Consider the following 13,000-nt stretch of genomic DNA (forward strand, 5'->3'; position numbering starts at 1 on the left):
GGCGCGGCCAGGGGGCGCCGGTCACGGGTGGTTCTCCGCCCGCGGGTGGTCCCCCGCGCCCAGGTGGTTCTCCGCGACCGTGCGGGCGAGCCGTTCGAGCAGCGGGCCCGCCTGGGCCATGCACACGGCGGGGTCGGGCTCGATGTCGGTGAGCGCGTACGCCGCCGTGATGCCCGCGGCGGCGAGCTCGGCGTCGCCGAGGGTGCGCCGCCCGCAGACCGCGACGACCGGGACGCCGGCCTCGGCGGCGGCGCGGGCGACCCCGGCCGGGGCCTTGCCGCGCAGCGTCTGCTCGTCCAGCGAGCCCTCGCCGGTGATGACGAGGCGGGCGCCGGCCAGTCGGTCGCGGAAGCCGAGGAGGTCGAGCAGGTAGTCGATCCCGGGCCGGAACTCGGCCGCCAGGAAGGCCAGCGCGGCGAAGCCGACCCCGCCCGCGGCGCCCGCGCCGGGCTGCCCGGCCACGCCCATCGCCCGCACGACGCCGTCGTGCTCCACGGCGCCGACCAGGCCGTGGGTGTGGGCGGCGACGGCGGCGAGCCGGGCCAGGGCGGTGTCGAGCAGCTTCACGTCCTGCGGGCTCGCGCCCTTCTGCGGCCCGTAGACGGCGGCGGCGCCGTTCGGGCCGAGCAGCGGATTGTCCACGTCGCCCGCGACGACGAACTCGATCCCGTCGAGCGGGATGAGCCCGGAGGTGTCGATCTTCTCCAGGTCGCGCAGGGCGGCTCCGCCGAACGGGAGCTCCTGCCCGGCGGCGTCCAGGAAACGGACGCCGAGCGCCCGCATCATGCCCGAACCGCCGTCGGTGCAGGCGCTGCCCCCGAGGCCTAGCACGACGCGCCGGGCACCGCGCCGTACGGCGTGGGCGATGAGCTCGCCGGTGCCGTGGCTGGTCGCGGTGAGCGGGGCGAGCGCGACGCCCCGGTGCGCGGGCGAGCCCGCGTCCCCGGCGGCCGGGTCGGCGGCCGGGAGCCGTCGCAGACCCGAGGCCTCGGCCAGCTCGACGACCGCCGTCGGGACGTCCCCCTCGGCGCCGGCGTCGCGCCAGGCGTAGGCGGCCGTGACCGGCTTCCCGACGGGGCCGGTGACCTCGACCTCGACCCGGGTGAACCCGCAGGCCACGACCGCGTCCACGGTGCCGTCACCGCCGTCGGCGACCGGCAGCGCGACCGTGGCGGCCCCGGGTCCGAGGCCCGCGGCCACCCGCGCGGCGACCTCCGCGCCGGTCAGCGACCCCTTGAACTTGTCCGGAGCGATCACGACATGTCCCGACTCAAACAACCCTGCTCCCTGGTGAAGGATCGGCGGGCACGCCTCCCCCGCCGGTGTGGGCGGTCCGGGACGCGTGCCGGAACCCGGTGCGATGGACGACCATCATCACATCCGCCCGCGATCCTCCCGGACGGCCGGGCCCCCTGCCGGGCCGTCCCGCGCGACGGCCCGCGGCGGGACGGCCGGGAACCCGGCGACGGGACGGCCGGGCGGAGTAGGGCGGGGCGACCGGACGAGGCGGGCGAGCCCCTCCGCCGGGACCGCCGGACGGGGAACCGGTCATGCGATTCCGGTGACGTGCTCGGGACGGAGCGGCACCCGGGTCAGCGGCAGGCCCGTGGCGGCGCGGACGGCCGCGACGACGGCCGGGGTCGAGGAGAGCGTGGGCGGCTCCCCGGCGCCGCGGAGCCCGTACGGGGCGCGCGGGTCGGCGTTCTCCAGGATGTCCAGGCGCATCGGCGGCATGTCGAGGATCGTGGGGATGAGGTAGTCGGTGAACGACGGGTTGCGCACCCGGCCGTCGGTGATCACGATCTCCTCCATCAGCGCCAGGCCGAGCCCCTGGGCGCTGCCGCCGTGGATCTGCCCCTCCAGCGACAGGCGGTTGAGGATCCTCCCCACGTCCTGGACGGCCGCCAGCTCGACCACCTTGACCAGGCCCAGCTCGACGTCGACGTCCACGACGGCCCGGTGCACGCACAAAGCGAGCTGGGTGTGCGAGTTCCCCCTCCCGGTGACCGGGTCCATGCGCTCGGTCGGCGCGTGGTGGTACTCGCGGACCTCCTCGACGACGGCGTCGCCGAGCACCTCCTCGATGGCCGCGAGCGCGCCCTCGCTCGCGGAGACGACCTTGCCGCCGCTCAGCGAGAGATCGTCGTACGCGCGGCCGAACCGCGCGGCGGCCAGCGCGAACACCCGCTCCCGCACGGCCCGGCAGGCCGTCATCACCGCACCGCCCGTCATGTAGGACTGGCGGGAGGCCGAGCTGGAGCCCGCGTCGCCGACCCCGTTGTCCGCCGGGTGGATGACGACCTGCTCGACGCCCAGCTCGGTGCGGGCGATCTGCGCCTGGAGGGTGACGAGCCCCTGGCCGACCTCGGCGGCCGCGGTGTGCACCAGCGCGGTGGCCCGCCCGCCGACGACCTCCAGGCGGACCCGGGCGGTGGAGTAGTCGTCGAAGCCCTCCGAGAAGCAGATGTTCTTCAGCCCCACCGCGTACCCGACACCGCGCCGCACGCCCTCGCCCCGGGTGGTCTGCGACACGCCGCCGGGCAGGTCGCGGATGTCGGAGGCGTCCAGCGGGAGGGGCATCGGCAGGTCGGCGGCCCGCTGGAGCATCTCGGCCATCGGCAGCGGGGCGGCGACCACCTGCCCGGTGGCCAGCGCGCTGCCCTGGGAGACGGCGTTGATCTGCCGGACCGTGATCGGGTCCAGCCCGCAGGCCTCGGCCAGCCGGTCCATCATCGACTCGTAGGCGAAGCACGCCTGGACCGCGCCGAAGCCGCGCATCGCGCCGCACGGCGGGTTGTTGGTGTAGACGCCGTACGCGTCGATCCTGATGTTGGGGATGACGTACGGCCCCACGCCGAGCGAGGCGGCGTTGGCGACCACGTTCATGGTCGAGGAGGTGTAGGCGCCGCCGTCCAGGAGGATCTCCACGTCGGCGTAGAGGAGCCTGCCCCCGCGCGTCGCGCCGTACTCGTAGCGCATCTCGGCGGGGTGCCGGTGCACGTGGCCGAAGAACGACTCCTGCCGGTTGTAGACCATCTTGACGGGTCTGCCGGTGCGCAGCGCGAGCATGGCCGCGTGGATCTGCATGGACAGGTCCTCGCGCCCGCCGAAGGCGCCGCCCACGCCGGACAGCGTCATGCGGATCCTCTCCTCGGGCAGGCCGAGGCAGGGCGCGATCTGCTTGAGGTCGTTGTGCACCCACTGGGTGGCCACGTACAGGTCGACGCCGCCGTCCTCGGCCGGTACGGCCAGGCCGGACTCCGGGCCGAGGAACGCCTGGTCCTGGACGCCGACCCGGTACTCGCCGGAGACGACCACCTCTGCAGCCTCCTTGGCCGCGTCCACGTCGCCCACCCGGACCGGCTGGTGGCGGACGAGGTTGCCGCGCGGCTGGACCGGCGGGCAGGACGGGTCGAAGGCCGCGCGGCGGGCGTCGGTCAGCGGCTCCAGCACCTCGTACTCGACCCGGATCCGCTCCATCGCCCGGCGTGCCGTCTCCGGGTGGTCGGCCGCGACCAGCGCGACCGGCTCGCCCTGGTGGCGCACCTCACCGAAGGCCAGCACCGGCTGGTCCGCGGTGTGGTCCAGGCCGAAGTGCCTGCGGCCGGGCACGTCCTCGTGGGTGAGGACGGCCGCCACCCCCGGATGGGCGAGGGCCGCGGCGACGTCGATCGAGACGATGCGGGCCCGGGGGTGCGGGCTGCGCAGGGTGGCGCCCCACAGCATGCCGTCCGCCCACAGGTCGGAGGAGTACGCGAACTCGCCCCTGACCTTGAGCGTCCCGTCCGGCCGCGGCGGGCTGTCGCCCACTCCCCCGGTGCCGGGCGCCGTGATCTCCCGCGGTGCCCGGTCCGGTACGGTGCCCTGCCGGAGCGTGTTCCGCTCGATCAATGTCCGACCTCCTTGGCCGCGGTGAATCCCTGCTCCTCGGCCAGGCGTACGAGGCGGCGGTGGGCCTCGCCGCCCGCGCGGCCGAGCTCGTCCTGGGCGATCGTGCGCAGCTCGTCGTCCTCGACGACGGTCTCGCCGCCGACCAGCAGCCGGGCCAGCGGCGGCTGCCGGGTGCCGAAGACCAGGGCGCAGACCGGGTCGGCGACCGCGGAGGCGAAGGCCTCACCGGTCCGCCACAGGGCGATGTCGGCGAGCTTGCCGGGCTCCAGGGAGCCGAGCTCGTCCTGGCGGCCCAGGTTCCGTGCCCCGCCGAGGGTGGCCATCCGGAGGGCCTGGCGGGCGGTGAGCGCGGTGGGCCCGTACCTCGCCCGCTGGAACAGCAGCGCCTGCCGCATCTCGCCGGAGAGCGAGGTCAGCTCGGCCGAGGCGCTGCCGTCCACGCCGAGCCCGACGGTCGCGCCCCGGCGGAGCATCTCGGAGACACGGGCGATGCCGGCGCCGAGGCGGCCGTTGGAGCTGGGGCAGTGCGCGGAGCCGGTGCCGGTCTGGGCGAAGACGTCGATGTCGGCGTCGCTCAGGTGGACCGCGTGGGCGAACCACACGTCCGGGCCGAGCCAGCCGAGTTTCTCCATGTAGTCGACCGGCCGCAGGCCGAACTGCGCCAGGCAGTGCTCCTCCTCGTCGACGGTCTCGGCGAGGTGGGTGTGCAGGCGCACGCCCTTGGACCTGGCCAGGGCCGCCGCCTCGGTCATCAGGTCGGCGCTGACGGAGAACGGCGAGCACGGGGCGACGGCGACGCGCAGCTTCGAGGAGAAGGACGGGTCGTGGTAGGCGTCGACGGCCTGGGCCGTCGCCTCCAGGATCTCGTCGAGCCGCTCCACCACGACGTCCGGCGGCAGGCCGCCCTGGGAGGCGCCCCGGTCCATCGAGCCGCGGGCGGGGTGGAAGCGGATGCCGACCTCGCGGGCCGCCTCGATCTCCGCGGCGAACAGGTCGCCGCGCCCGGAGGGGAAGATGTAGTGGTGGTCGCTGGAGGTGGTGCAGCCCGACAGGGCCAGGTAGCCCAGGCCCGCGCCCGCCGCGCCCCTGACGACCTCGGCGTCCATGGCCGCCCAGACCTCGTACAGCGCCACCAGCCACTCGAAGAGGGTGGCGTCCTGGGCCAGCCCCTGGGAGGCCCACTGGTAGAGGTGGTGGTGGGTGTTGACCAGGCCGGGGGTGGCCAGGCAGCCGGTGCCGTCGACCCGGACGGCACCGGGCACGTCCGGGGCCGGGCCCTGGCCGACCGCGGCGATCCTGTCGCCCTCGACGTGGATGTGCCCGGAGGGTATCTCGGGCCCCGAGACCGGGGCGATGTAGACGTTCTCGATCAGGATGGCGCTCATCCGTTCTCCTCTCCGGGGATGCCGCGGCCGGTCCGGGAAGTGCCGCGACCGGCCACGGAGGCGACACGGCCGGTCCGGGAAGCGTCACGACCGGCGGCCGGGGCGGCGCGGGCGGCTCTCTCGCTCACGGGGCCGCGGCCTTGCGCGCCGCGGCGAGCCGCACGGCGTCGAGGATCTTCTCGTAGCCGGTGCATCGGCACAGGTTGCCCGCCAGCGCCTCACGGATCTCCGCGTCGGAGGGCTGCGGAACCCGTTCGACCAGGTCGTGGGCCTGGACGACGAGGCCGGGCGTGCAGAAGCCGCACTGGACGGCCCCGCACTCCACGAACGCCTCCTGGACCGGGTGGAGCCGGTCCCCGTCCGCCAGGCCCTCGACGGTGCGGACCTGCCGGCCCTCGACCTGCCCCGCCGCGACCAGGCAGGCGCACACGGGGACGCCGTCGAGGTAGACCGTGCAGGAGCCGCACTCGCCCTGCTCGCACGCGTTCTTGGAACCCGGCAGGCCCACCCGCTCGCGCAGGACGTACAGCAGGCTCTCGCCCTCCCAGACGTCGTCGGCGGTCTCCTGCCGGCCGTTGACGGTGAAGGTGACGCGCATCAGCTGGCCCTCCTTTCGAAGCGCCCGGAGCGCAGGTCGTTCCACGCCCAGGTGAGGGTGCGCCGCGCCATCACGGCGATGGCGTGGCGCCGGTAGTCGGCGGTGCCGCGGACGTCGTCGATCGGCGAGGCGGCCCCGGCGGCCAGTTCGCCGAAGCGCGCGAGGACCGCGGGGTCGAGCCGCGCGTCCCAGTCGAGTTCGGCGGCGAGGAACTCCTCGGCCGCGACGGCGCGGCGGGGCGTCGGCGCGGCCGAGCCGATGCCGGTGCCCACCCGGCGCTCGCCGGGGTGGAGCGCGACGGCGAACGAGCAGACGGCGATCACCATGGCGTTGCGGGTGCCGACCTTGGAGAAGTACTGCGGGCCGCTCGCCGGGCTCATCCAGAACGCCCGGATCAGCTCGTCGGGCTCCAGCGCGCTGCGCTTGACCCCGAGGTAGAACTCTGCGGCGGGGATCATCCGCACCCCCCGGGCCGCGGACTCGACCTCGACGACCGCGTCCCCGGCGAGCAGCGGCGGGTGACTGTCTCCGGCGGGCGAGGCCGCGCCGAGGTTGCCGCCCACCGTGCCCCGGTTGCGGATCTGCGGCGAGCCGACCGTGCGTGCGGCCTGGGCGAGACCGGGCAGCCGGTCGCCGAGTTCGGCGATCAACCGGGCGTACGTCACGCCCGCGCCGACCCGGAGCCTGCCGTCCGGCTCGGCGGTCCACGCGGCGAGCTCGGCGACCCGGTTGAGGTCGAGCAGCGCGGCGGGGCGGCGGGTGTCGAAGTTGAGTTCGACCATCACGTCGGTGCCGCCCTGGACGGGCAGCGCCTCCGGCCGGTCGGCCTTGGCCGCCAGGGCCTCCGCCCAGATGCCGGGCCGTAGGAAATCCATCGTCACTCCCAGGCGAAGCGGGCGGCGGGGGCGTCGTCGCGGAGCACGGTGCCCTCGATCAGCCCGTAGGGACGGTCGGCGGCGTAGAACACCTCGTTCGGGTTGTCCAGCCCGAACGGTGTCAGGTCCACCGGGAAGTGGTGCTTGTTCGGCATCGCCAGGCGCACCTCGCAGACCTCCTCGCGGGTGTTCAGCACCCGCTCGCCCATCGCGTAGAGCGTCTGCTGCAGCGACAGGCTGTGGGTCTCGGCGAACGCGCCGAGCAGGCAGCGCCGCACCTCCCCGTACGACTCCCGGTACGGGGACGCCGCGGAGAGGTGCCGCCAGCGGGCGGTGACGGCGGTGGCCAGGACGCGGTCCTTGGTGGGCCGGAGGGTGGTGTACTCGTCCTGGATGAAGCCGGAGAACTCCGAGCCGGTGGAGTTGAGCACCACCAGGTCCGTCAGCCCGGAGACCACGGTGGTGGTGCCGTCGCGGTCGTGGTGGACGGCGCAGGTGCGCACCTCCCGGCCGGAGCGCACGAACGAGTGCTGCCGCTCCTCGGCCCCGGGGGCAGGGTCGGCGCCCGCCGGGATCCGATCCCAGAAGTACTCCTCGATCTCCACGCGGGCGTGGTGGATCGTGGGCTGCGACTCCACGAAGTGGCGGGCCAGCAGGATCGCGAAGTCCTCGATCTCCGCCACCCCGTGTTTCCTGGCGAAGGCGTAGACGGTGTTCTTCTGCGTGTCCGTCGGCAGGACGGCGGCGTTGTCGCCGGTCAGGTGGACGTCGTCCATCTGACCGGACAGCGCGGTGCTGACGGTCACGTCCTTGATGTGGTGGACGCCGCCGTCCCTGACGACGCGGACCAGGCGGGTCTCCGCCTTGCCGTAACGGTTGGGGCCGAGAACGACGGGCATGTTAGCTCCCTCGGTACGTCGAGTAGGCGAACGGGCTCAGGAGCAGCGGGACGTGGTGGTGCTCTCCCGGATCCCGCACCGTGAAGTCGATCGAGACGCGCGGGTAGAAGGCGTCCACCTCCCGGGCGGCGAAGTAGGCCCCCGTGTCGAAGACCAGCCGGTGGACACCCGGGCCGCAGCTCCAGCCCTTGATCCGGCCGTCGGCGTCGGTGACGCCCTCGGCGAGCACCCGGCCGTCCTTCTCCAGCCGTACGGCGACGCCCGCCGCGGGCCTGCCCAGGGCGGCGTCGAGCACGTGGGTGGACAGGCTGCTGCGCTCGTCGGCTCGCTCGCCCCGCTCGCTCACGCCTCCTCCCCCGCCGGACGCGCTCGCCGGGCCGCCGAGCCCACCGGTTCCCCCGCCCCGTCCGGCCGCTCGGCGCCTCCCAGCAGCTTGGCCAGCCGCAAGCGGGTGATCCTGGCGAGCTCGGCCCTGACGACGCCGCGCTCGGTCTCCTCGTCGTTGCCGAGCCGCTCCCGGAGGCGGGCCAGCATCTCCTCGGCCGACAGGCCGGTGGCGCAGACCAGGTAGACGTGGCCGAAGCGCTCCTCGTAGGCCCGGTTGCCCTCGGCCAGCCGGTCGAGGACGTCCTGACCGGCCGCGCCGACCCCGGCCTGCTCCTGGCTTGACCAGGCGGCTTCCCGCGCGGAGAGTCCCGGCGGACCCTCCACGCCGTCCGCACCGTCCGCACCGGACGCACCGGACGCACCGGACGCACCGGACGAGTCCACCGGGTTCGGCGAGTCCGACGGACCGGCCGCGCCGGGGACGGCGGAGGGCGGGGACGGGCGGGGACGCTCACCGATCCGGGGGTGGGCGGCCAGCGCCTCGCTCACGTCGGGCCACCCCAGACCACGTACGACGGCCTCCGCCGTCTCGGCCAGCCGGCCGGGATCGGGGAAGGGGCGCAGCGCGGCCACCTCGCGGGCGAAGGTCCGGGACGCGCAGCAGGTCAGCAGCTCGGCTTCGGCCGCACCGGCACCCAGCGCGTTGAAGGCGGCCAGCCCTTCCTCCGGCGCCACGGAGTTCACGTTCGGCATGGGAGCAGTACACACAGCGCCGCCGTACGCGGTCCAGCAACAGGAACTCCGAACTGGGCCAAGGGTTTGCCATGGTTTTTCGTAACATGCTCCAAACCCGCAGGTATTCATGGCTCGGTTACCCTCACGGCATGCGGCTGAGGGCACTGCTGGAGATGACGGAGCTGGGCCTGACACTGCTCACCGGTGGCGAGAAGGCGGATCGGACGGTCCGCTGGGTCGTCACCACCGATCTGCTCGATCCCGGCCGCTACCTCAGCGGCGGCGAGCTGGTGCTCACCGGGCTGGTCTGGCGGCAGGACTCGGGCGACAGCGAGCGGTTCGTCGGCTGCCTGGCCGCGGCGGGAGTGTCGGCGCTGGGCGCGGGGGACCCGGAGCAGGGCGGGCTCCCGTCCGACCTCGTCGAGGCCTGCGAGCGGCACGGCATCCCGCTGTTCCACGTACCGGCCGCGGTGTCCTTCGCCGAGCTCACCGAGCTGGTCGTGCGCCGGCTCTCGACCGCCAGGGCCTCCGACATGGCGGCCGTCCTCGACCGGCACCGGCGGCTCGTCGCCGGGGCCACCGCGGGCGCCGGCCTCGACCCGGTGCTCCACCTGATAGGCCACGACCTGGGCATGCCCTGCTGGGTGCTGACCCCGGCCGGGCGGGTGGTCGCCGGTTCGCACCCGCTGCCCGCGGAGACCGCCCCGCTGCTGGCCCGCGGCTTCCTGACCGCCAAGCGGATGCCGTGCGCCCCGCCGGGCGCGGAACGCTACTCCGTGCTGCCGGTGGACGAGCAGACGACCTCGCGGGTCGCCGACTGGTTCCTCGCCTTCGAGGGCGCGTGGGACGACTGGTCTCGGGAGCGGCGGGCGCTGGCCGCCGAGCTGGCCGCCGTGGTCGCGCTGGAGCGCGCCCGCATGGACGACCGGCTGAGCCCGGAGGGACGCGTCTCCCAGGAACTGGTCCGGCTCGTGCTCTCCGACGGCAGACCCGGCGACATCCTGCCCCGGCTCCAGGTCACCGGCCTGCTGTCCGAACGCGGTTACGTGGCGGTCGCCGCGACCTCGCACGGAGGGCTGCGCCCCGGCGAGCTGCGCGTGGTGGTCAAGGAGCTCCTGAACGGGTCGTGCGCCTCGCCCGCGGTCGGCGTGGCCGGAGAGGAGGTCATCGCGCTCATCCCGGCCCCGGAGACCGACATCACCGGTGAGGTCCGCGAAGCCGCCCGGGCGCTGGCCCCCGGGCTGGGCCGCGGCAGGCTCACCGTCGGGGTCAGCGGCGTCGCCCCGGTGGAGGGGCTGCGCGGCGCGGTCGAGGAGGCCCGCCACGCCCGTCGGATGGCCGAGGGACGCTCCGGGCCCGACGCCGTCGTGGGCCACGACGAGCTGGCCACCCACCTGCTGCTGCTCGCCTCGGTCCCCGACGACGTGCGGCAGGTGTTCCGGGCCCGGCTGCTGGACCCGCTGCGCGGCTACGACCGCGAGCACCGGGCCGACCTGGTCGGGACCCTGGAGGCGTTCCTGCGGGTGTCCGGGTCGTGGACCCGGTGCGCCGAGATCCTCCACGTCCACGTCAACACGCTGCGCTACCGGATCCAGCGGATCGAGGACCTGACCGGCCGGGACCTGTCCCGCCTGGAGGACCGCGTGGACTTCTTCCTGGCGCTGCGGCTCGGCTAGGCCCCGGCGCCGGGGCCTGCGGAAAGGGCCTGCCGGGGCCCGCGGAAAGGGCTCCCGGGCCGCCGCGCGCGGCGTCGGGAAACGGTCGTGCGCAGCGCCTACACTGGCGTCACCATGACTTCTCTCTCCCCCATCGGCGGACACGTCTCCGTCACCGGTGGCCTGGCCAAGGGCGGGCTGCAGTACGCCTCGGACATCGGTGCCGAGATGATCCAGGTCTTCGTCACCAACCCCCGCGGCTGGGCACTCGCCGCGGGCAACCCCGCGCAGGACACCAAGCTGCTCGAATCGGGCGTGCTGTCCTTCGTGCACGCGCCGTACCTGGTCAACATGGGCTCGCCCAGCGCCGACACGCTGGAGAAGTCGGTGGCCACCGTGCGGCACAACCTGCTGCGCGGCCACGCGATCGGCGCCAGGGGAGTGGTGGTCCACACCGGGTCGGCGGTCAGCCAGTCCCGCGACGACGCCCTGCGCCAGCTCCACGAGCACCTCCTGCCGCTGCTGGAGGAGATCCCCGACGACGGCCCCGACCTGCTGCTGGAGCCGATGGCGGGCCAGGGCGGCATGCTCTGCGCGACCGTTCAGGACCTGGAGCCCTACCTGGAGGCTCTGGAGTGGCACCCCAAGGCGGGTGTCTGCCTCGACACCTGCCACGCCTTCGCCGCCGGGCACGACCTGTCGACCCCCGAGGGGATCGTGGAGACCCTCGACGCCCTGCACGCGATCGCGCCGGGGCGCCTGAAGCTGATCCACGCCAACGACTCCAAGGACGTGTGCGACTCCAGGAAGGACCGGCACGAGAACATCGGCGCGGGTCACATCGGCGCGCAGTCCTTCGCCGACCTGATGCGCCATCCGGTGGTCGCGGGAATCCCGCTCTGCATCGAGACGCCGGGCGGCGCCGAAAAACACCGTGAGGACATCGAGCTGCTCAAGAAGCTCCGTGACGCCTGACCCCTCGGTTCGGTGACACCCGGCGCGTCTCCGAGGCGCGCCCCGGCCGCGCGGCCCGGATGGCGGACGGGACGCCCGCCCTCGTGATCCGACCGCCCCCGTGTGGCCGGATCACGGTCTGGCCTCGCGGGCTGACGCGGGCGTCCCGTCACATCGGAGATCGCCGGGCCCTACCCCCCGGTCAGGGCCCGACGGTGGGGCGGCCACGTGTCGACGGCCACCCGGTCCCCGCGCACCAGGTCATATGCGAGCCTTCCGGCTCTGTCCCCCCCGATGCGGTGGGTCTCGCTCTCCGATGAAGGAACACTAAAGGCGCGCCCGGACGCATGAGCGCCGCTTTCGGAGCAGCGCGATTAACGGTCCGTAGTTGTCGATGTGCGGAGAGTGCTCGCGCGACGAGCGGCGTCCACCGGACGACGAACGGTCCCGCGGGGGGCTCGAAGCCCGCGAATGTCTTCCACCCGAGATCGGAAAGCGGGGTTACGCCGGTTCGGGGGTCAGGCCGGCCCGGGTGTCGAAGCCTTCCGGGCAGCCGAGGCGGCACCGCGCCCGCTTCCCGGTCGCACGGGCACGCAAGAAGATCACCGAGGCTCAGCGGTGTCCGAGCTCGAACCGGCGGGTTCCGGTGCCGTCCCCGCGCCCGGCGACGACAAACCGACATACACCGGTTTCCGGGAGAACAACCGGCCCCCGATCAGCAGGCTCGGCGAAGGAGCCGAGCGTACCGACCCCACCGGAAACCGCCGCCCGGCCCCGACCCCGGTCGCGGTGCCCGTCCGGCCGGGCCCGAGAGCGAGCCGCGCCGGGCCTACCTGGAGGCGCCCGAGGGCACGGGGCGGCCCTTGGCCGGGCCCGGAACGGCCGTACGGTCGCGGAACTGGCGGACGAGCTGCTCGCGGACCTGCCGGGTGTGGCGCCGGCTGACCGGGAGGGTCTCGGTGCCGACCTGGAGCGTCACCCGGCCGCCGTCGAAACGGAGTTCGCTGACGTGCCGCACCGAGACCAGGGTGCTGCGGTGCACCCGGATGAAGCCGGAGCCGGCCCAGCGCTTCTCCAGCGCGGCCAGGGGCATCCGCACCAGATAGCTGCCCTCGACGGTGTGCAGGCGGACGTAGTCGCCCTTCGCCTCGGCGAACCAGACGGCCTGCTGGGGCACGAACCTGGTGCGGCCGGCCAGCTCGACCGGGATGACGTCCTCCGGAGCGGGATCGGCGGCGGCGGGGATCGCGGCCTCCAGGCGGCGCACCGCCTCGGCCAGCCGACCGGCCCTGACCGGCTTGAGGAGGTAGTCGACCGCCTCCAGTTCGAAGGCCTGCACCGCGCAGTCCTCGTGGGCGGTGACGAACACCAGCCGGGGCGGGTGGGGAAAGCCCGCGACGAGCCTGGCCAGGTCGAGACCGTCCAGGCCGGGCATGCGGATGTCGAGGAACACCCCGTCGAGCCGCTCGCCCCTGCCGATCATCTGGACCATGTCCTGGAGCGCGGTGACGCCGCCGACGGCGGTGGCGACGTGCTCGATGCGGGGGTCCTGGCGGAGGAGATAGGCGATCTCCTCCAGCGCGGGGACCTCGTCGTCAACGGCCAGGACTCGCAACATGACCCCACGCTGCCTCGCGAACCACACCCGCCGCAAGCGTCATGGCAACTTCAGGTAATAGTT

Annotated in this window: 11 protein-coding genes; 2 read left to right on the forward strand and 9 right to left on the reverse strand. The window is 74.2% G+C overall.

The features are described from left to right. Positions 1-21 precede the first annotated feature (21 nt). The 8 genes from ABD841_RS26765 to ABD841_RS26800 all read right to left on the reverse strand — a co-directional run bounded on the left by ABD841_RS26765 (position 22) and on the right by ABD841_RS26800 (position 8,728). Positions 22-1,278: a glycerate kinase gene (locus tag ABD841_RS26765; protein ID WP_344977550.1), complete on the reverse strand. Its 1,257-nt coding sequence runs from the start codon at positions 1,276-1,278 to the stop codon at positions 22-24. 270 nt (positions 1,279-1,548) lie between these two features. Then, positions 1,549-3,888 (reverse strand): xanthine dehydrogenase subunit D, encoded by a 2,340-nt coding sequence (pucD, locus tag ABD841_RS26770; protein ID WP_344977715.1) that lies wholly within the window; start codon positions 3,886-3,888, stop codon positions 1,549-1,551. Continuing rightward, positions 3,888-5,276, reverse strand: coding sequence for an 8-oxoguanine deaminase (locus ABD841_RS26775; RefSeq protein ID WP_344977553.1), 1,389 nt, complete (start codon positions 5,274-5,276; stop codon positions 3,888-3,890). Before ABD841_RS26775 ends, pucD begins: the two co-directional genes overlap by 1 nt. Before the next feature lie 124 nt (positions 5,277-5,400). Beyond that, entirely contained in the window at positions 5,401-5,874 is a 474-nt protein-coding gene (locus ABD841_RS26780; RefSeq protein WP_344977556.1) for a (2Fe-2S)-binding protein, read from the reverse strand. Then, entirely contained in the window at positions 5,874-6,749 is an 876-nt protein-coding gene (locus ABD841_RS26785; protein ID WP_344977559.1) for an FAD binding domain-containing protein, read from the reverse strand. The genes ABD841_RS26780 and ABD841_RS26785 overlap by 1 nt, the downstream gene beginning before the upstream one ends. A gap of 2 nt (positions 6,750-6,751) precedes the next feature. Next, entirely contained in the window at positions 6,752-7,648 is an 897-nt protein-coding gene (gene pucL, locus ABD841_RS26790) for a factor-independent urate hydroxylase (protein ID WP_344977562.1), read from the reverse strand. A 1-nt stretch (position 7,649) separates the two neighbouring features. Continuing rightward, a complete protein-coding gene (uraH, locus tag ABD841_RS26795) occupies positions 7,650-7,994 on the reverse strand; it encodes a hydroxyisourate hydrolase (protein ID WP_344977565.1) in 345 nt (114 codons plus the stop codon). Then, positions 7,991-8,728, reverse strand: coding sequence for a 2-oxo-4-hydroxy-4-carboxy-5-ureidoimidazoline decarboxylase (locus ABD841_RS26800; protein ID WP_344977568.1), 738 nt, complete (start codon positions 8,726-8,728; stop codon positions 7,991-7,993). The genes uraH and ABD841_RS26800 overlap by 4 nt, the downstream gene beginning before the upstream one ends. Positions 8,729-8,859: 131 nt before the next feature. Here ABD841_RS26800 and ABD841_RS26805 point away from each other — a divergent pair, with 131 nt between their 5' ends. Both ABD841_RS26805 and ABD841_RS26810 read left to right on the forward strand, forming a co-directional pair. Further along, on the forward strand, positions 8,860-10,386 hold the full coding sequence (locus tag ABD841_RS26805) for a PucR family transcriptional regulator (protein ID WP_344977571.1): 1,527 nt from the start codon (positions 8,860-8,862) through the stop codon (positions 10,384-10,386). Between the two features lie 114 nt (positions 10,387-10,500). Continuing rightward, positions 10,501-11,340 (forward strand): deoxyribonuclease IV, encoded by an 840-nt coding sequence (locus tag ABD841_RS26810; RefSeq protein WP_344977574.1) that lies wholly within the window; start codon positions 10,501-10,503, stop codon positions 11,338-11,340. Positions 11,341-12,148: 808 nt separating this feature from the next. Here ABD841_RS26810 and ABD841_RS26815 read toward each other — a convergent pair. Then, complete coding sequence (locus ABD841_RS26815; RefSeq protein WP_344977576.1) at positions 12,149-12,937, reverse strand: LytR/AlgR family response regulator transcription factor; 789 nt, start codon at positions 12,935-12,937, stop codon at positions 12,149-12,151. Positions 12,938-13,000: the final 63 nt, after the last annotated feature.

Origin of the sequence: Streptosporangium fragile (genome assembly GCF_039534445.1) — a bacterium.
GTDB lineage: Bacteria > Actinomycetota > Actinomycetes > Streptosporangiales > Streptosporangiaceae > Streptosporangium > Streptosporangium fragile.